A 17317-nucleotide genomic window follows, 5' to 3' on the forward strand; every position below is an offset into this window, starting at 1 on the left:
CCGAACCGGGATCGGCCCTGTATAAGCGTGCGATGTAGTCGACCGTCCGGTCGGACGTCAACTCCTTATCAGAAGTTGACCGGGATCGCGAAGCGGCATAGCCATGTTCAACCGACCGGACGGTCCACGCATTATCGGAGAGACGATGACTGATCTTCTGCCCCCGCTCGCCAGCCTTGGCCGCCTGCGTCGCGACGCCCCGAAGACCGTCGCGGGATTTCGCCGCTGGCGCGCGATCATCGATACCGATGGCGCTGTCCCCGCCCGGATGAAGCGATTGTTCGTCGCCTGCGCCGCCACGATGAAGGGCTATCGGGAACTTGCGACGCGGGAACTGGCGGAAGCCCGGGCGGCCGGTCTCACCGAGGCGGAGGCCGGCGCGGCGATCGCAATCCTGGCAAGCGTGCGCGGCGAGGGGGCGTCGCTGCGCTTCCATGATCTTTTCCGGGAAATCTACCCCGAAGCCGTCGATCCCGATTGGCCCAACGACGACATGGTGGTGGAAGATGGCGCGGCGCAGGCCAATTTCCTTCAATATTTCGGCACCATGCCCCCTTCGCTGGGCAAGCTGTTCGAGGTCAAGCCCCTTGGCGCCGACGCCTATTATCTCATGCGCGAGGGGACTTTGTCGGGGACGGCGCTGGGGCCCGTCCATGCGGAACTGCTGCTCGTCACCGTCCTCGTCGCCGATTATAGTTCATGGGCGTCCGTTCACATGAAGGGCGCGCGCACCGCCGGCGCCAGCGAGGAAGCAGTGGCCGAAGCGGTGATCTGCGCCGTGCCGACCGCCGGCCTGTCCGCCTGGGTCATCGGCGCGACCGCGATGGATGCGTGAGGGTCGTCCGTCCTTAAAGACCGCTGACGAGGTGCCCGCCATCCACCGCGATGACCGCGCCCGTCATGTAGCGCGACTGATCGGAACATAGCAGCAGGAGCGGCCCGTCCAGATCCTGCATCTGGCCGAGTCGCTTCTGCGGGATGCGCGAGATGAGCCGCTGACCTGCGTCGGATGCGAAGAAGTCGCGGTTGAGGTCCGTCTCGATATAGCCGGGCGCGAGCGCGTTGACCCGGATGTCGAACGCCGCCCATTCCAGCGCAAGCGCCTTCGTCAACTGGATGAGGCCGGCCTTGCTGGCGGCATAGGCGGCCAGCCCCTTGGACACGCGTTCCCCCAGGATCGAGGCGACGTTGACGATCGTCCCGCCTTCGCCCCGCATCATGCGCGCCGCCTGCTGGGCCACGAGGAAGGCGCCGGTCAGATTGGGCTGGAGCACCTGCGACCACTCGGTTGCGCTGAGATCGAGCGCCGCACGCATGTGGGCTACGCCTGCATTGTTGACGAGGATGGAGAGAGGCGCCGCAAGGTCGCGCTCGATTTGCCGGAAGGCCGCCGCGACCGCGTCCGGATCGGTCACATCCATGGCGACGGGAATGCATGTGCCGCCTTGTCGCCCAATCTCATCGGAGAGCGCCGAGAGCGCGTCGACTCGGCGCGCCGCTATCACGACCGTCGCCCCTTCCCGCGCCAGCAGACGAGCGAAATGCCGGCCCAAACCCGAACTCGCTCCGGTGACCAGCGCTGTCTTGCCCTCAACTTGCATTGTCCGCTCCCTCGCGCTTGCATTCTTTTCATCCAGCCGCCATCCCTAGGAGGAACCGACCAGACGGTCGACTTACCTTTGTGAGAGGTAGGACGCAGAACAGGGAACAGAGCCGGCGATGGCGCGAGAAGCAACAAAGAAACGGCAGACGACCGAGGCGCATGACGAGAAGCGCAACGAGATATTGAGGCATTGCGCGACGCTGTTCGACCGGGTGGGATATCACAAGGCGTCGATGCAGATGCTGGCGGATGAGGTGGGCCTCGGCAAGCCGACGCTCTACCATTATTTCCCCAGCAAGAACGCCATCCTCTTCGCGATGCACGACGCTCATATGAGCGCGCTTCTGGCGGGTCTCGACGAGGAAGGGGGGTCGGACGATCCGCTGGGCCGCCTGCGCGCGGCATGCATCGACATCCTGCGGCAGATCGCGGAGCATCCGGGTTATGTCCGGGCGTTCATGGACCATTATGAAGATCTGGAAGGCAAGATGCGCGACCATATCCGGGCGCAGCGCAACGCCTATCTGCAGCGGGTGCGCGGCATCATCGAACAGGGGATCGCGAACGGCCATTTCCGCCCGTGCGACCCGGGGCTCACCACCCTTGGCTTCCTCGGCATGTGCAACTGGGCCTATAAATGGTATCCTCCCCTGGCCAAGCGCAGACCGCCCGAGGACGTCGCCGACGCGATCTGCCAGCCCTTTTTCGAGGGGCTGAGCCTGAAAGGCCGCTGATCATGTCCGCTGCTGGCCCCTCCTGCACGATGCCGTCCGCCGCCCTGATCGACGCGGTCCGCTTTTCGGAGCCGGGGGGGATAGGACCGGCGGCGGAGCGGCTGCGCGATGCGGTGATGGACCTTTGCGGGTTGCGCACGGCGGTCACGCATAATGTGGCCTCCCGCGAACCGATGCGCGACGGGAATGGCGCCGTGCTGGCAAGCGAGGTTTTTGGTTTTCGCGGTGAGGAGTCGCGCTGGTGGGAGGTGCCTCAGCTTGCCCTTTCCTCGCCCATCGTTCACGCCTGCCGGGTGGAGGCGGAGCCGTTCTGGTGCAACGCGCATGGCTTTTTCACCCGCCTGCCCAACCCGCTGCTCGACGTGATCGACCTGCACGATTTCCGCATCCGGGCCATGACGGCGGCCGCGATCGTAGTTCCGATCCACCTGCCGTTCGGGCAGATCGGCGCAGCCAGTTTCCTCTCGCCCGAGCCGGAGGCCAATGACCTGTCCGATGCCTATGCCTGCGCCGCGGACGCTCTGGCCGTGCTCGCGCGGGCCTTCGTGCAAAGCTATGTCAAGGTGACGGCGCGGGCGCGGCCCGGGCTGGGGAGCATATCCTTGACCAAGCGCGAAGTGGAATGCCTGCGCTGGGCGGCTGCCGGAAAGACGAACGAGGAAATCGGCATCATCCTGGGCCTGCAACGCACCACGGTGCGATTCCACATCCGATCGGCATCCGTGAAGCTGGACGCGGTCAACCGCGACCAGACGATGTTCAAGGCAGCGCAGCTCGGCTTTCTGGGCATGATAAACTAACCCCTGTCGCATTGGTCAGAAGCCGACCGAACGGTCGGGCGCTATGTCTTCGGAAGGAGACAAGAGATGCCCGATACCCTGCCTGTTCCGATAGCCGACGGCCTCATCTGCCCCGATACAGAGGGCATTGCGCTGTTTGCCTCCAGAGAGCGGGCAACCCATCGCCTGTGCTTTCCGGCGCGACCGGAAGACGACCCGCGCTACGAGCGCGTCCTGCTGCCGCGCACAGGCCGGCTCTGGTCGTGGACTATCCAGCGCTTCCGCCCCAAGTCGCCGCCCTATGCCGGCCCGGAAGCATTCGAGCCCTATGCCGTGGGCTATGTCGAGCTGGATGGGGCGCTGATCGTCGAGGGGCGTCTGGTCGATGTGGCGTTCGATGCTCTGGCAATCGGCATGGCGATGCGGATCGTGCCGCTGCCCTTCGAGATGACGGACGGGACCCTGCGCACCAGCTTCGGCTTCGCGCCGGACAAGGGGTTTAAGGGATGAGCGAAGACGTCTTCATCGTCGGCGCGGGCATTCATCCCTTCGGCCGCACGCCCGGCCTTTCGGGCCTGCAGCAGGGCGTCTTCGCCGTTCGCCAGGCGCTCGAACGGGCGGGGCTGGCATGGCGCGATGTCCAGTTCGCCTTCGGCGGATCGGACGCCGCCGGCAATGCGGACACGATGGTGTCGGAACTGGGGCTTACCGGCATTCCCTTCATCAACGTCGCCAACGGCTGCGCGACCGGCGGGTCGGCCATGTTCGGCGCCTACAGCACGATCAAGTCGGGCGAGTTCGATCTTGGCCTCGCGGTAGGTTTCGACAAGCACCCGCGCGGCTCCTTCTCGCCCCTGCCGGCGGACTGGGGATTGCCGGACTGGTATGGCGAGACGGGGCTGATGCTGACCACCCAATTCTTCGCCATGAAGATTCAGCGCTATATGAGCCTCCATGGCATCACCCCGCACATGCTGGGTGCGGTCGCCGAGAAGGCGTTCGCCAACGGCGTTCTCGCCGATCATGCCTGGCGGCGCGAAGCCGTGGACATCGACACCATCCTCCATTCGCAGATGGTCAGCGACCCGCTCACCAAATTCATGTTCTGCTCGCCGGGCGAAGGCGCGGTGGCGCTGCTGCTGGCGAGCGGCAGGAAAGCGCGCGAACTTGGCCTGCCGGCCGTGCGGTTGCGTGCCGCGGCGGTCCGCACCCGGCCCCCCGGTTCGTTCGAGGTCTTCTCGCCAGCGCTCGATCTGGAGCGTGGCGGTTCACCGACCAGCGTCGCGTCCCAAGCGGCTTATGAGATGGCGGGCGTCGGCCCCGAGGACATCGACATCGCGCAACTCCAAGACACGGAGGCGGGGGCCGAGATCATGCACATGGCGGAGAATGGCTTTTGCGCCGATGGCGAGCAGACCGCATGGATCGCTGAGGGCCGCACGCGGATCGGCGGCAGCCTGCCGGTCAACACCGATGGCGGGTGCCTTGCCTGCGGGGAGCCGATCGGCGCGTCAGGGCTTCGCCAGGTCTATGAGAATTATGTGCAGTTGATCGGGCAGGCGGGCGCACGACAGGCGCCGGGCAGGCTGCGCCTCGGTTACAGCCATGTCTATGGCGCGCCGGGCGTGTCCGCCGTCGCCATCGTGGAGCGCTGACGCCATGGACCTGGCGCTTGGCCCAGAACAGCATGCGTTCCGCGAGGAGGTGCGCGCTTTCCTCGCCGCGTCGCTTTCGCCCGCGCTTCGGCGCGGGGCCGCGCTGACATCCGGCGTCTTCGCTGAACCCGACATCGCACGCGAATGGCAGGCGATATTGGAAGCGAAGAGATGGCTCGTCTATCACTGGCCGGACCATGCGGGCGGACCCGGATGGACGCCGGTCCAGCGCTGGATTTTCGAGAAGGAATGTGCGGAGGCAGGCGCTCCTGTCCTTCCCGGCATGGGCCTGAAGCTGGTGGGGCCGGTGCTGTACACCTATGGCACCCCGGCGCAGAAGGATCATTATCTCCCGCGCCTGCGCACGGGCGAGCATATATGGGCGCAGGGGTTTTCGGAACCCGGCTCCGGCTCCGACCTTGCAAGCCTGCGCACCCGCGCCGTGCGCGATGGCGATCATTATGTCGTGTCGGGCCACAAGATCTGGACCACGCAGGCGCAATATGCGAACCGGCTGTTCGCCCTGGTCCGGACCGACCCGCATGTGAAGCCGCAGCAGGGCATCAGCTTCCTGCTGATCGACATGACGCTGCCCGGCGTGACGGTGAAGCCGATCCTCAGCGCATCGGGCGATCACGAACTGAACGAGGTCTTCCTCGATGAAGTACGGGTGCCGGTCTCGGAGCGCGTCGGCGACGAAGGGCAAGGCTGGTCGATCGCCAAGTTCCTGCTGGAGAATGAGCGGGGCGGGTCCAGCTTCGCCCCGGCGCTTCTGGCTGATCTTGCCCGGTTGCGGACATCGGCGGGCCCGCTGACCGGCGAATTGGCGGATCGCGCCATCCGGCTCCAACTGGAGGCGGAAGCGCTGGAGATGACAGAGCTTCGGACGCTGATCGAGATCGAGCATGGCGCCGCGCCCGACCCGCGCAGCCTAACCACCAAGCTGCTGGCGTCCGAAATCCGGCAGGGCGTTGAGGCGCTGGCGGTGGACGTCTTCGGCCTCGCCGGTCTTCAACTGCCGGTCGAGCGTCCCTTCTACGGCGACGACATGCCCGCTCCGGTCGGTTCGGCGCAAGCGCAGGTCGCGGCTGCCCGCTACCTCAACGCCCGCGCCTGGTCGATCTTCGGCGGCACCAGCGAAATCCAGCTCACCCTGATCGCGAAGGCCGCCCTCGGCCTCTAGACACAAGAAGGATGCATCATGCCTGAAGCCTATATCGTTTCCGCACGCCGCACCGCCGGTGGCCGCCGCAATGGCCGGCTTGCCGGGTGGCACCCCGCCGATCTCGGTGCTCTGGTGCTGGATGCGCTGGTCGCCGACGCAGGTGTCGATCCGGCCGCGATCGACGATGTGATCATCGGTTGCGTCAGCCAGGTGGGCGAGCAGACCTTCGCCTTCGGCCGCAACATCGTGCTCGCCTCCAGCCTGCCCGACAGCGTGCCGGCGGTGACGATCGACCGGCAGTGCGGCTCGTCCCAGCAGGCGGTGCATTTCGCGGCGCAGGCGGTCATGTCGGGCCTTCAGGACATCGTGATCGCAGGGGGCGTCGAAAGCATGACGCGCGTGCCGATGGGTTCCCCCATCACATTGGCGAAAGCGGGCGGCATCGGCGCCAATCCTTTCTCCGAGGCGATCCAGAAGCGTTATGGCGTGGAGATGTTCAGCCAGTTTCAGGGCGCGCAGATGATCGCCGACAAATATGGCTTCACCCGCGACGATCATGACCGGTTCGCGCTCGCCAGCCACCGGAAGGCGGCGGCGGCCATGGATGCGGGCGCCTTTGACAGGGAGATCGTGCCGGTGCCCATCGTCACGGCGGAAGGGGAGCAGGCCATCCACGACCGCGACGAAGGGGTCCGCGCCGATGCGTCGATGGAGTCGATCGGTTCGGTCAAGCTGCTGAGCGAGGGCGGCACGCTGTCCGCGGCGACCGCAAGCCAGATCTGCGACGGCGCGAGCGGCGTACTCGTTGCTTCCGAAGCGGCCGTCAGGGCGCATGGCCTGACGCCCATCGCCCGCATCGTCAACCTGGCGGTCACGGCGGGCGATCCGGTCATCATGCTGGAAGAGCCGATCCCGGCGACGCGGCGGGTTCTCGATCGGGCCGGCATGTCGATGAAGGACATCGACCTGTTCGAAGTGAACGAAGCCTTCGCGTCGATCCCCATGGCATGGATGAAGGCGCTCGACGCGGACCCGGCGAGGTTGAACGTCAACGGGGGCGCGATTGCGCTTGGCCATCCGCTCGGCGCGACCGGCACGAAGCTGATGGCGACGCTCATCCATGCGCTCAAGGCGCGGGGCCAGCGCTACGGCCTTCAGACCATGTGCGAGGGCGGCGGCATCGCCAACGCCTCGATCATTGAGGTGCTCTGAGCCATGAACCTCGCGCTCAGCGATGAGCAGGTGATGGTCCGCGACATGGTCCGCCGCTTTCTGGCGGACCGCTATGACGCGGCGACCATGGCGAAAGGGCCGATGTCTCCCGACGACTGGCGCGCATTGGGGGAACTCGGTCTTTTCGCCCTGCTGACGCCGGAGCAGGCAGGCGGCCTGGGTGGCGGCGCGGTGGAGGTGATGATCGTCTCCGAAGAGATGGGGCGCGCCCTTGCGATCACGCCACTGACCGAAGCCGTTCTGCTCTGCGGCCGGGCAATCGCTGGTGATACTGTGGCCCGGCGCTGGGGCGACAGGCTGATGCAAGGGGAGGCTCTGCTCGCATTTGCGCCGGGAGGTACGATGGCGGACGGCAGGCTCTGCGGATCGGCGGGCATCGTCCGGGACGGCATGGATGCCGACGCCTTTGTCGTGGAGACGGAAGCGGGCGCGCTTCTGTTGGTCGATGGGCAGGACAGCGGCCTCCGCAGGATGCCGGTTCGTCTGGTCGACGGCAGCATGGCAGCCCATGTGCGATTCGATGCGGTGCATGCCGTGCCGCTCACGATTCCGGGGAGCGCGTGGGCAGAGGCTCAAGCCCTGGCCGGCCTGTCGATCGTCGCCGAACTGGTCGGCGCGATGGCGACCTTGCTTGACCTGACCGTCGATTATGTCGGGCAGCGCCACCAGTTCGGCAAGCCGATCGCGAGCTTTCAGGTCGTGCAGCATCGCTGCGCCCGGATGTACACCTGGCTGGAGCAATCCCGATCTTTGCTTTTGAAATCGGCCCTGGTCGAGGAGGAAGAACGGGTCCGGGCCGTGACGGCAGCAAGGGCCTATATTGGCGACGCTGCCTTGAAGCTCGCGGAGGAGGCGGTGCAGTTGCATGGCGGCATGGGTGTGACCGATGAACTTGTGGTCGGGCGCGGGCTGCGGCGCGTGCTGCTGCTGTCGCGCCTCCATGGCGGTGGAACCGCCGCCCGTGCCGCCCTGGCGGCCTGAAAGGATCGGCCATGGCGAAGAAGGGCAGGGTTGAGGGGAAGGTCGTCCTCGTGACCGGCGCGGCGCAAGGGCTGGGCAAGGCCGACGCCGAAGCGCTGGCGCGCGAGGGCGCGCGGGTGGTCGTCGCCGATGTTGACGAGGAGGAGGCGCAACGGGTCGTCGAGACGCTTCCGGCAGCGATGGCGCTTCGCCTGGACGTGACCAGCGAAGCGCAATGGCAGGCCGCGTTGACAAAGATCATGCGGGCGCATGGCCGGCTCGATGCGCTGGTCAACAATGCGGGCATTGCCGCCTTCGAAACGGTCGAGCAGTCGTCGCTGGAGGCATTCCGCCGCGTGATGGCCGTTTCGGCGGAAGGGACGTTTCTGGGATGCAAGACCTGCCTGCCGGCGCTGGCGGCCAGCGGGGCGGGATCGATCGTCAACATCGCGTCCGTGGCCGCGATCCGGGGCAATCCGGCGGTGTTCGCCTATAGCGCGGCCAAGGGCGCCGTACTCTCCATGACGCGCAGCCTGATCGTGCATTGCCAGCAGCAGGGCTATCCCGTTCGCGCCAATGTGGTTCTCCCCGGCTCGCACGATACGCAGATGGTTCGCGAAGCCTATCGCTTCGCCGCGCCCGAATTGCGCGAAGCCGCCCAAAGGCATGAGGGGCAGCCGGAGCATGTCGCCGACCTGGTCCTGTTCCTGGTGTCGGACGAGTCCGTCCGGCTGAACGGGACGGAAATCGTGATCGACAATGGCCGGACGGTGGCGTGAGACTCACTGCCGTTTGAGATCGTCCGCGTAGAAGCGGGATGCCCAGGCGATGCTGCCGGCGCCCGCGAGCGAGAACAGCACCACAGCCGAAAGCGCGTAACGCAGCGATGTGTCGTGCATCCCATCCGCCGCCGCCAGATAATCGCTGAGGAACCCCGTCACCGCCGGCCCCAGACCGAGCCCGAACAGGTTGAAGACCAGCAGGGTCACGGCCGACGTAAGTGCCCGGATGCGCGGCGGAACGACGGACTGTGGGACGCCTATGATCGGACCGTAATAGAAGAACATCAGCATGGTCGCCAGGAAGCCGAACGCCAGCGACGCGGTCAGCGAAGGAATCAGGAACTGGACCAGCGCGGCGGGCACCATCAGAAGCATCGCGGCGGCGCTCACCCAGACGCGGCCCGCCGGATCGCGCGATCCCGCCGCGTCCGACAGGCGGCCGCCCAGATAGATGCCGATGCCGCCGCCCAGCCCGTTCATCAGCGCCAGCCAGGAGGCGACGTCGGCAAGCGGCATGTGGTGGACGCGCATGTAGAAGGGGGCGGACCAGCTCATCATCGCATATTGGGCGAAGGCGTGAAGGGTCGTGCCGATCAGCATGTAACGATAGGTCCGCAACCGCCACAGGAAGCGCATGGCTTCACCGAGGGGCGGCGCTTTTTCCGTTGGGATCGAAGGGCCTGATCCCGTCCGCGCAGGCTCCCGCACGAGCAGCAGGACGAGCGGCGCCAGCGCCAGCCCCGCGACGCCGATCACCCCGAAGGCAAGACGCCATCCCAGCGCCGAGGCGATCCAGCCGCCCGACGCATAGCCGAGCATGATCCCGGCCGGGAGCGCCAGTCCCCACAGGGCAAGCGCCGTCACCCGCTTTTCGGGCGGATAGTAATCGGCGATGATGGAATGGGAAGCCGGCACGGAACCCGCTTCTCCCAGCGCGACGCCGATGCGGAAGGCTACCAGGGAACCAAAGCCGGTCGCGAGGCCCGAAAGCGCCGTCATGCCGCTCCAGGTGGCGAGCGAGGCGGCGATGATGTTGCGACGATTGAAGCGATCCGCCAGACGCGCGATCGGAAGGGACAGCGTCGCGTAGAACAGCGCGAAGGCAAGGCCGGTCAGCAGTCCGAGCTGGCCGTCGCTTAGCCCCAGTTCGCGCTTGATCGGTTCCTGAAGCACCGACAGGACCGTGCGATCGATATAGTTGAACATCGAAACCAGGCCCAGCATGACCAGCATCGTACGGCGCAACCCGGCGGCGGAGGTCGTCGGCGGAGCGGTGAGTCCGATGAGAGGGCTGTTCATGCGTTTACCTCTTGAATGGCTCCGGGATTGAAGGGAGGCCCGCTTTGGGCGAGCCTCCCCGGACTATCGAACTTCCCTTGCGGGCAGTCCGTTCGGCAATCCATCAGAACTTGAAACGGACCCCCGCCGTGAGCGTGCGCCCGGCGACGTTGTAGAGCGTGAACAGGGTCGGATAGAGAAGGCCCGGCGCGGCGGCTGCGGCGACCAGCGGCGGCTTGCGGTCGAACAGGTTCGTGGCCGTCACGAACAGTTCCGGCTCCCCGCGCACGTCGAACTTATAGGATGCCGTGGCGTCGGTGTAGAAGACCGGCTTGATCGCCGGGACCGCATAAAAGGACGTCGGATCGTTCTTGAGGTTGCCGATGGTCACCTTGCCGATCATAGATTCCTGCACGAACAGGGTGAGGCCCCCATTGGTGTAATTGGCGCTGAGCGTGCCCCTGAACTTGGGATAGGCATAGCCGGTCTGGCTGTTGACGCCATGGCCGGCATAATCGATCACCGGCGCGATGGAATTGGTCTGCGTCTTGTACCGGTCCAGATAGTTGGCGAAGGCGCGCAGGGTGAGTTCGCCATCGCCCAGCTTGGTCCGGTACGACATGGTGATGTCGAGGCCGCTGGTGCGCAGGAAGCTGATATTCTGCGTGATGAGGCTCACCGAAATCGGATAGTTGGCGGCCGACCGGTCGCTGAACGGCAGCGGCCTTTCGATAAGGTCGCAGGTCGGCGACGTGCCGTTCGACGTTTCGCACTCGTTGACGACATCGTTCAGCCCTTGCGTGGCGATGGCGCCCTTGATCTTGAGGTCGTAATAATCGACCGAAACGTCGAAGCCGGGCAGGAAACTGGGGCTGAGGACCACGCCCGCCGCGAACGTGTCGCCGGTTTCGGGATCGAGGTCGGGGTTGCCGCCGCTGAATTGACGGATCGAACCCGGCTGGCCGGTGTGAGGGTCGTTGAAGTTCACCGGCGCAGTCTGAACGCCCGCGAACAGTTCGAACAGCGAGGGCGCGCGAATATCGCGCGAGCGCGTGACGCGGAACATCACGTCCTGGATCGGCTTGTAGACCGCGCCGACCTTCCAGGTCTTGACGCTTCCGCTGGTGCTGTAGTCGGTCAGGCGGAAAGCGCCGTTGAGGCTCAGCTCCTCGGCGAAGGGTTGGCCCTTGAATACCGGAACCTGCGCTTCGGCAAACACTTCCTTCACGTTCAGCTTGCCGAAGGCCGAGCCGACATTGGTGTTGTTGAAGCGGGTCATGCGATTGGCCGGAATGCCCCGCAGCCCGGTGAAGTCCACAGGCACCGCGGGATCGGAATTGGACGTCAGGTCCAGCTTCTGCTTGCGATATTGCCCGCCGATGGCGACCGTGACCGGGCCTGCCGGAAGCTCGAAAAGATCCCCGCGCGCCGACAGGACGAAGTCGTCGGTCGTGTTCATGGCGCGGTAACGGGATACGCCAAGGACGGTTTGCAGATCGGCGGTCGTGGGCGTTCCCGCGCCGAAGACATTGAGCGGCGTGCACCCCGGATAGAGGCCGGGATTGGTCAGCGTGACGCGGCAGACGATCGAATTGTTCGGACCGCGAACCGCGTCCAGCGCCGCTGCCAGCTTGGGAATCTCGACCTGCGTCTGGGCGAATTTGGTGACGGACTTGCCATGGGTGTAGTCGGCGGTGACGTTCCATCCGCCAAGGTTCCATTCAAGGCCGCCGTTGATGAGATAGGCATTGGTCGCCTCCCGCGTCGGGATCGGCCCCTGCTCGCCGATGAAGCGGAAGACGGTGAAGCTGTCATTCGGCCCCATTTGCGCCTGGACCGCCGGGTTCAGGAAGGGGTTGCCGCTGAAGAAGCGGAAGCCGAGTACGGACTGGGCCTGCGTATCGTAGCTGGTGACGCTGCGCGAGTAGCTGCCCTGGACATGCGCCGTCAGCCCGTCCGTCAGGTCGTAGGCCAGGCGGCCAAAGCCCTGTGTCGTCGTCAGCGGCGCGATCAACTGGTTGAAGCCGGGAATATAAAGGCCGTCGCCGCCCACATTGGTGCCCGGCGTACCAGTGGCTGTGCCGCGCTGGATGGGCCGCACCGCGCCGCCCGGCAGGAAGATATTATTGGTGAGCGAGGGCACGGTGCTCGTCAGGATGATGCCGTTATTATAGTCGTTGGTCGTGAAACGCAGGTTCGGCAGGAAGATGAACGGGTTTGCCTCGCGGCCCGGTGCGGCGGTCGACCCGGGGACCGAACCCACGGCCGCATAGGCGTCGTCACCATAGATGCGCGCGCTGCGCTTGATGCCATCGCTGTGAAAACGCTCGACCGAGGCGAGGATATGGCCGCGATCGCCCGCAAAGCTGAGGCCCCCCGCAATGCCGATGCGATAGTTGCCGAGGTCGCCGCGGGTCGATACGCCGCGCTGCGCGACGCCCTTCACCCCCTCGAACTTCTTGTCGAGGACGAAGTTGACCGCGCCGCTGACAGCGTCGGAGCCGTAGACCGCCGATGCGCCGCCGGTCACGACGTCGACGCGCTGGATCAGCAGTTGCGGAATCGTGTTGACGTCCACCGCGCCGCGGAATGTCGTGGGCGGCACGCGGATGCCGTCGAGCAGGATCAGCGCCCGCGTCGGTCCGACGCCGCGCAGGTTGAGCAGATTGCCATGCTCGCCGCTATTGCCCTGCAACTGGCTGTTCGACTGCGGGCTGACCGAGTTGGCGAATTGCGGCAGCTTGTTGATCGCATCGGCAAGGTTGGTGGGGGTCGCCTTCTCGAGCTCCGTGGTGGGCGCGACGGTGACGGGCGTCGGCTGGTTGTAGCCGTCGCGCACGACGCGCGTTCCGGTAACGATGATGTCTCGCGTGGAAGGCGCGGCGGCATCCTCCGCCGACTGCGGTTCGGTCGTCGCCGTCGCCGCCGTTTGCGCATGGGCCGGCACGATGATCCCGGCAAACGCGCATCCCGAAAGGAGCGCCAATCGGCCAATCTTGAACCTTGTCATCATCTCTCTCCCTCTGATTAGGGCCATTTTGTCTTTCGCCCTGAAATCTCGTTTCATCCTGTCAGAAGATCAGACTGCGCCGGCCTCCCGCGCCGCCAGCCAGGCGGCCTTGGCGAGTGGTTCGATCCGTGTGACGATGTCGGCGGCATTGCTTGCGGTCTGCACGCCGTCGCGCGCCCGGCCGGCGATGCCCTGCAGAATGGCGGCCACCCGGAACAGGTTGAAGGCGCGGTAGAAGGGATGCGTCGGATCGCCGCGAAGGCCGGTCCGCTCGCAATAGCGGCGGGCATAATCTTCGGCCGTGGGAATGCCGAGCGCGGCAAGATCGGCGCCGCGCAGGGTTCCGCGCACGTCCACGCCCTCCGGCCTGAACCACTCCATCATATGGTAGGTGAGGTCGCCGAGCGGATCGCCCAGGGTCGACAACTCCCAGTCTATGACGGCGGATACGCGCGGCTCGGTCGGATGGACCAGCAGGTTGTGGAAGGAATAGTCGCCATGGATGATCGTGGTGCGCTCTTCCGTGGGCGGGATCGCGCCGGGCAGCCAGTCTATCAGCCGGTCCATCTCCGGGATGTCACCGGTGCGCGACGCATCATATTGCCGCGACCAGCGGGAAATCTGCCGCGCGAAATAATTGCCCGGCTTGCCATAGTCGGAGAGCCCGAGCGCCGCGAAGTCGACCAGATGCAGGCGGGCAAGCGTTTCATTGGCGGAGTCATAGATCGCGGCGCGCTCCGCACGGTCTAGGCCCGGCATAAGCGGGTCCCAGAAGCTGCGTCCCGGAACGTAGCGCATCACATAGAAGATGCTGCCGATGACATCCTCGTCCTCGCAAAGCAGCAGCGGTTCGGCGACGGGCAGGCCGGCTTCGTACAGGGCCATGGTGATGCGATATTCGCGATCCACCGCATGGGCGGATTTCAGCAAAACGCCCGCCGGCTTGCGCCGCAGGACATAGCTTTGGTCCTGCGTCGACAGGAGGAAGGTCGGGTTGGACTGTCCGCCCTCGAACCGCTGGACGCGCATGGGTCCGGAAAAATCCGCGATCCGGCCCGCCAGATAAGCGGCAAGTCGGGCTTCGTCGAACGCACTGTTGACGGCGACATCGACCGTCGAGCCGATCGTCGCGGCAGGCTGCGCGGCGCTCACGACGCTGCGCCTTCCGCATATTTGGCGAGTTCCATCCGGGCGAGCTGGCGTTCATGAACCTCGTCGGGCCCATCGGTCAGCCGCACGATGCGGGTGTTCGCCCAAAGCTCCGCCAGGCCGAAATCGTCGCTGACGCCGCCGCCGCCATGCGCCTGGATCGCGTCGTCGACGATCTGCTGCGCCATTTTCGGCGCGGCGATCTTGATCATCGCGATTTCGGCGCGGGCGGCCTTGTTGCCGACCGTGTCCATCATATGCGCGGCCTTCAGGCACAGCAGGCGCGCCATCTCGATCTCGCAACGGGCGCGGGCGATCCGTTCCTCCCAGACCGAATGTTCGGCTATGACCTTGCCGAAGGCCCGTCGCGAAAGGAGGCGCCGGCACATCTTTTCCAGCGCGACTTCCATCGTCGCGATGTTGCGCATCGTGTGGTGGATGCGCCCGGGACCAAGGCGGCCCTGCGCGATCTCGAAGCCGCAGCCTTCGCCCAGCAGCATATTCTCCGCCGGCACGCGCACATTCTCCAGCGCCACCTCGAAATGGCCGTGCGGCGCATGATCGTAACCGAAGACGGGGAGGTGCCGCACAAGCGTCACGCCCGGCGTGTCGCGCGGCACCAGGATCATCGATTGCTGCCGGTAGGGCGCGGCATCCGGGTCGGTCTTGCCCATGACGATGAAGAAGTCGCAGCGCGGATGGCCCGCTCCCGACGACCACCATTTCCGGCCGTTGATGACATAGTCGCTTCCGTCGCGGCGAATGTCGGTCTGGATGTTCCGCGCGTCGGATGAAGCGACGGCCGGTTCGGTCATCAGGAAGGCGGACCGGGTCTTGCCGTCGCGCAGCGGCACCATGAAGCGCTGCTTCTGCTCGGCCGTGCCATAGCGATGCAGCACCTCGAAATTGCCGGTGTCCGGCGCCATGCAGTTGAACACCTCGCTGGCGAAGGAAATTCGGCCCATCAGTTCGGCGATCGGCGCATATTCGACATTGGTGAGGCCCACGCTGGTGAAAAATTCATCGTCATGCTCAGATGGCGGCATGAAGATGTTCCACAGCCCCGCCTCCCGCGCCTTGTCCTTGAGTTCGTCGAACACGGGCGGGATTTCGGTCCAGCGATCGATCGCGGCGGACTGTTGGTGATAGACCGGAACGGCAGGAACGATGTGCTCCTCCATGAACGCCCTTACGCGCTCCATCCATTCCCTGGATTTGGCCGACTGTTCGAAATCCACGCATCCGCTCCAATTACGCCGCCGGATTCGAGCCGGCCTGCTTCCGTTCTAATACTCACCCGACCGATCGGTCGAGTGGTAAGTAGTCGACCGACTGGTCGGCTGTCAAACTGGTCAGGGAAAAAATTTTTGGTTGACGCCCGACCAGTCGGTCGATCATCTGGACCGCAGGAGAGCAAGCGATGACTAATAGCCCAATCATGGATGTCGCCCTGTTGCGGGGCTATGCGCCGTACACGCTTGCAGGATATGATATTTTCCGATCCGTGATCGAGTCGGACGGCGCGGTGCCGGCTCGCCTGAAAGCGCTGTTCGCGGCGGTGGCTGCCGTCGATCGCTGCCATCTGCCCCTTGCGCGCCGGGAACTGGAACGCGGCGTGAAGCTTGGCCTGACCGCCAGGGAGGCGACCGCAGGCCTTATCGTGCTGTCCAGCCTTCGCGGCGAGGCGGCGGCGCTCGATTTCGCGCAGATCATCGAGGGCAGTTTTGGCGACGCCCAGGCGCCGGAGCCGCAACCCCTGCCCATGGCGGCGGAGGGAGAGGCGGAGGCCAATTTCCGGGCCTATTGGGCGGGGAGCGTCCCCGCGCCGCTCGGCGCATTGATGCGCCTCGTGCCCCAGGCCGCTGACGCCTATTATCTCATGCGGCGAGGCAGCATCGACGCCAACCCGCTCTCGCCCAAATATGGCGAACTGCTTCTGCTCGCCATATTGGCGGCGGGATACAGCCCCATGGCGGCGACCCATGTGCGCGGCGCGCGCAATGCCGGCGCGAGCGACGAGGAAATTGCCGAAGCGGTGCTCTGCGCCGTTCCATCGGCGGGGATCGCCGCCTGGATGGCGGTGGGCGGCATGCTTGCCCCGCCCGAAGAAGGCGGCATCGCACGCTGAAACGACCGATCTTTTCACATCTTTGCCAAGGAGAGAGTTACATGGAACCGGAAAAGGACGTCATCCAATATGAAGTGGCCGATAACGGCATCTGCACGATCTGGCTCAACCGTCCCCATGTGAAGAATTGCGTGAGCCCCCAGCTTCTGCGCGACCTTGAGGTGGCGGTGGACAAGGCGGCCGAGGACGATTCGGTGCTGGCCGTCGTGTTCCGCGGTCGCGGCCACACCTTCTGCGCCGGTGCGGATCTCGGGCAACTGGTGGGTCCGGTGCTGCACGAGACCAGCACCTCGCTTCAGCTCGCAATCGACTCGGCGCGCACCTATGACAAGATCTACAACATGAAAAAGCCGACCATCGCCTGCGTCGAGGGCTATGCCGTCGCCGGCGGGTTCGAACTCTTCATCTCCTGCGATTTCGGCATTGCCGCCGACGACGCCAAGATCGGCGACTTCCACATCCGCCGCGCACTTTTCGGCGGCGCCGGCCCGATCTATCGCCTGCCGCGCTATATCGGCATGCGCAAGTCGAAGGAACTGATGCTGACCGGCAAGCTCTTGTCCGGCAAGGAATGCGTCGAATGGGGCCTGTGCAACGCCTCGGCGCCCAGCGACCAGTTGGAGCAGTTGATCCAGGATTTCTGCGCGCCGCTGATCGACAAGAGCCCCTTCTGCATGTGGATGACCAAGATGGCGGTCAATCGCGGCATGGACGCCGACACCAACTCTCTCATCACGCTGGAGACGATGACCTGCAACGTGGTGCATCACTCCGCCGATGCGAAGGAAGGCGTCGCGGCCTTCCTCGAAAAGCGCCAGCCGGTCTGGACGGGCAAGTAAGC

16 protein-coding genes are annotated in these 17317 nt (G+C 65.4%); 11 read left to right on the forward strand and 5 right to left on the reverse strand.

The genetic code is table 11. The features are described from left to right. Positions 1-145 precede the first annotated feature (145 nt). Positions 146-835 (forward strand): carboxymuconolactone decarboxylase family protein, encoded by a 690-nt coding sequence (locus tag LDB29_RS17375; RefSeq protein ID WP_257555005.1) that lies wholly within the window; start codon positions 146-148, stop codon positions 833-835. Between the two features lie 13 nt (positions 836-848). Here LDB29_RS17375 and LDB29_RS17380 read toward each other — a convergent pair whose 3' ends face one another. Then, positions 849-1601: an SDR family NAD(P)-dependent oxidoreductase gene (locus LDB29_RS17380; protein WP_222886015.1), complete on the reverse strand. Its 753-nt coding sequence runs from the start codon at positions 1599-1601 to the stop codon at positions 849-851. A gap of 118 nt (positions 1602-1719) precedes the next feature. Between LDB29_RS17380 and LDB29_RS17385 the strand changes: the two genes are divergently transcribed. The 8 genes from LDB29_RS17385 (at position 1720) to LDB29_RS17420 (ending at position 8908) form a co-directional block, all read left to right on the forward strand. Next, on the forward strand, positions 1720-2337 hold the full coding sequence (locus LDB29_RS17385) for a TetR/AcrR family transcriptional regulator (RefSeq protein WP_025547929.1): 618 nt from the start codon (positions 1720-1722) through the stop codon (positions 2335-2337). Positions 2338-2339: 2 nt separating this feature from the next. Beyond that, on the forward strand, positions 2340-3137 hold the full coding sequence (locus LDB29_RS17390; RefSeq protein ID WP_044660519.1) for a helix-turn-helix transcriptional regulator: 798 nt from the start codon (positions 2340-2342) through the stop codon (positions 3135-3137). Positions 3138-3203: 66 nt separating this feature from the next. Further along, positions 3204-3626: a Zn-ribbon domain-containing OB-fold protein gene (locus LDB29_RS17395; RefSeq protein WP_257555013.1), complete on the forward strand. Its 423-nt coding sequence runs from the start codon at positions 3204-3206 to the stop codon at positions 3624-3626. Next, complete coding sequence (locus LDB29_RS17400) at positions 3623-4771, forward strand: thiolase family protein (RefSeq protein WP_257555015.1); 1149 nt, start codon at positions 3623-3625, stop codon at positions 4769-4771. The genes LDB29_RS17395 and LDB29_RS17400 overlap by 4 nt, the downstream gene beginning before the upstream one ends. Positions 4772-4775: 4 nt before the next feature. Then, positions 4776-5954 (forward strand): acyl-CoA dehydrogenase family protein, encoded by a 1179-nt coding sequence (locus tag LDB29_RS17405; protein WP_257555017.1) that lies wholly within the window; start codon positions 4776-4778, stop codon positions 5952-5954. 18 nt (positions 5955-5972) lie between these two features. Next, positions 5973-7148 (forward strand): acetyl-CoA C-acetyltransferase, encoded by a 1176-nt coding sequence (locus LDB29_RS17410; protein ID WP_257555018.1) that lies wholly within the window; start codon positions 5973-5975, stop codon positions 7146-7148. Positions 7149-7151: 3 nt separating this feature from the next. Next, a complete protein-coding gene (locus tag LDB29_RS17415) occupies positions 7152-8150 on the forward strand; it encodes an acyl-CoA dehydrogenase family protein (protein ID WP_137710076.1) in 999 nt (332 codons plus the stop codon). 11 nt (positions 8151-8161) lie between these two features. Next, the gene (locus LDB29_RS17420; protein ID WP_137710077.1) at positions 8162-8908 is read left to right on the forward strand and encodes an SDR family oxidoreductase; all 747 of its coding nucleotides are present in this window, start codon (positions 8162-8164) and stop codon (positions 8906-8908) included. A 3-nt stretch (positions 8909-8911) separates the two neighbouring features. Here LDB29_RS17420 and LDB29_RS17425 read toward each other — a convergent pair whose 3' ends face one another. The 4 genes from LDB29_RS17425 to LDB29_RS17440 form a co-directional block, all read right to left on the reverse strand. Then, complete coding sequence (locus LDB29_RS17425) at positions 8912-10210, reverse strand: MFS transporter (RefSeq protein WP_257555023.1); 1299 nt, start codon at positions 10208-10210, stop codon at positions 8912-8914. Positions 10211-10313: 103 nt separating this feature from the next. Next, a complete protein-coding gene (locus tag LDB29_RS17430) occupies positions 10314-13199 on the reverse strand; it encodes a TonB-dependent siderophore receptor (RefSeq protein ID WP_257555025.1) in 2886 nt (961 codons plus the stop codon). Between the two features lie 69 nt (positions 13200-13268). After that, positions 13269-14351, reverse strand: a complete 1083-nt coding sequence (locus tag LDB29_RS17435; protein ID WP_257555027.1) for a phosphotransferase family protein — start codon at positions 14349-14351, stop codon at positions 13269-13271. Then, the gene (locus tag LDB29_RS17440; protein ID WP_257555029.1) at positions 14348-15586 is read right to left on the reverse strand and encodes an acyl-CoA dehydrogenase family protein; all 1239 of its coding nucleotides are present in this window, start codon (positions 15584-15586) and stop codon (positions 14348-14350) included. Before LDB29_RS17440 ends, LDB29_RS17435 begins: the two co-directional genes overlap by 4 nt. A 182-nt stretch (positions 15587-15768) precedes the next feature. On the opposite strand from LDB29_RS17440, the gene LDB29_RS17445 reads away from it, so the two are divergent. Next, positions 15769-16476 carry a carboxymuconolactone decarboxylase family protein gene (locus LDB29_RS17445; protein WP_257555031.1) on the forward strand — a complete coding sequence of 236 codons (708 nt, stop codon included), beginning with the start codon at positions 15769-15771 and terminating at the stop codon, positions 16474-16476. 41 nt (positions 16477-16517) lie between these two features. Next, positions 16518-17315, forward strand: a complete 798-nt coding sequence (locus tag LDB29_RS17450) for an enoyl-CoA hydratase/isomerase family protein (protein WP_013039003.1) — start codon at positions 16518-16520, stop codon at positions 17313-17315. The last annotated feature ends 2 nt before the right edge of the window (positions 17316-17317 follow it).

It is taken from the genome of Sphingobium sp. CFD-2 (assembly GCF_024611135.1).
GTDB classification, from domain to species: domain Bacteria; phylum Pseudomonadota; class Alphaproteobacteria; order Sphingomonadales; family Sphingomonadaceae; genus Sphingobium; species Sphingobium fuliginis.

What these genes read in the sequence shown, in the direction of transcription:
- LDB29_RS17400 (WP_257555015.1), top strand. Translation starts at nt 3,623, where the DNA reads ATGAGCGAAGACGTCTTCATCGTCGGCGCGGGCATTCATCCCTTCGGC.
- LDB29_RS17430 (WP_257555025.1), bottom strand. Translation starts at nt 13,199, where the DNA reads ATGACAAGGTTCAAGATTGGCCGATTGGCGCTCCTTTCGGGATGCGCG.
- LDB29_RS17420 (WP_137710077.1), top strand. Translation starts at nt 8,162, where the DNA reads ATGGCGAAGAAGGGCAGGGTTGAGGGGAAGGTCGTCCTCGTGACCGGC.
- LDB29_RS17390 (WP_044660519.1), top strand. Translation starts at nt 2,340, where the DNA reads ATGTCCGCTGCTGGCCCCTCCTGCACGATGCCGTCCGCCGCCCTGATC.
- LDB29_RS17375 (WP_257555005.1), top strand. Translation starts at nt 146, where the DNA reads ATGACTGATCTTCTGCCCCCGCTCGCCAGCCTTGGCCGCCTGCGTCGC.
- LDB29_RS17425 (WP_257555023.1), bottom strand. Translation starts at nt 10,210, where the DNA reads ATGAACAGCCCTCTCATCGGACTCACCGCTCCGCCGACGACCTCCGCC.
- LDB29_RS17415 (WP_137710076.1), top strand. Translation starts at nt 7,152, where the DNA reads ATGAACCTCGCGCTCAGCGATGAGCAGGTGATGGTCCGCGACATGGTC.
- LDB29_RS17410 (WP_257555018.1), top strand. Translation starts at nt 5,973, where the DNA reads ATGCCTGAAGCCTATATCGTTTCCGCACGCCGCACCGCCGGTGGCCGC.
- LDB29_RS17445 (WP_257555031.1), top strand. Translation starts at nt 15,769, where the DNA reads ATGACTAATAGCCCAATCATGGATGTCGCCCTGTTGCGGGGCTATGCG.
- LDB29_RS17380 (WP_222886015.1), bottom strand. Translation starts at nt 1,601, where the DNA reads ATGCAAGTTGAGGGCAAGACAGCGCTGGTCACCGGAGCGAGTTCGGGT.
- LDB29_RS17395 (WP_257555013.1), top strand. Translation starts at nt 3,204, where the DNA reads ATGCCCGATACCCTGCCTGTTCCGATAGCCGACGGCCTCATCTGCCCC.
- LDB29_RS17385 (WP_025547929.1), top strand. Translation starts at nt 1,720, where the DNA reads ATGGCGCGAGAAGCAACAAAGAAACGGCAGACGACCGAGGCGCATGAC.
- LDB29_RS17405 (WP_257555017.1), top strand. Translation starts at nt 4,776, where the DNA reads ATGGACCTGGCGCTTGGCCCAGAACAGCATGCGTTCCGCGAGGAGGTG.
- LDB29_RS17450 (WP_013039003.1), top strand. Translation starts at nt 16,518, where the DNA reads ATGGAACCGGAAAAGGACGTCATCCAATATGAAGTGGCCGATAACGGC.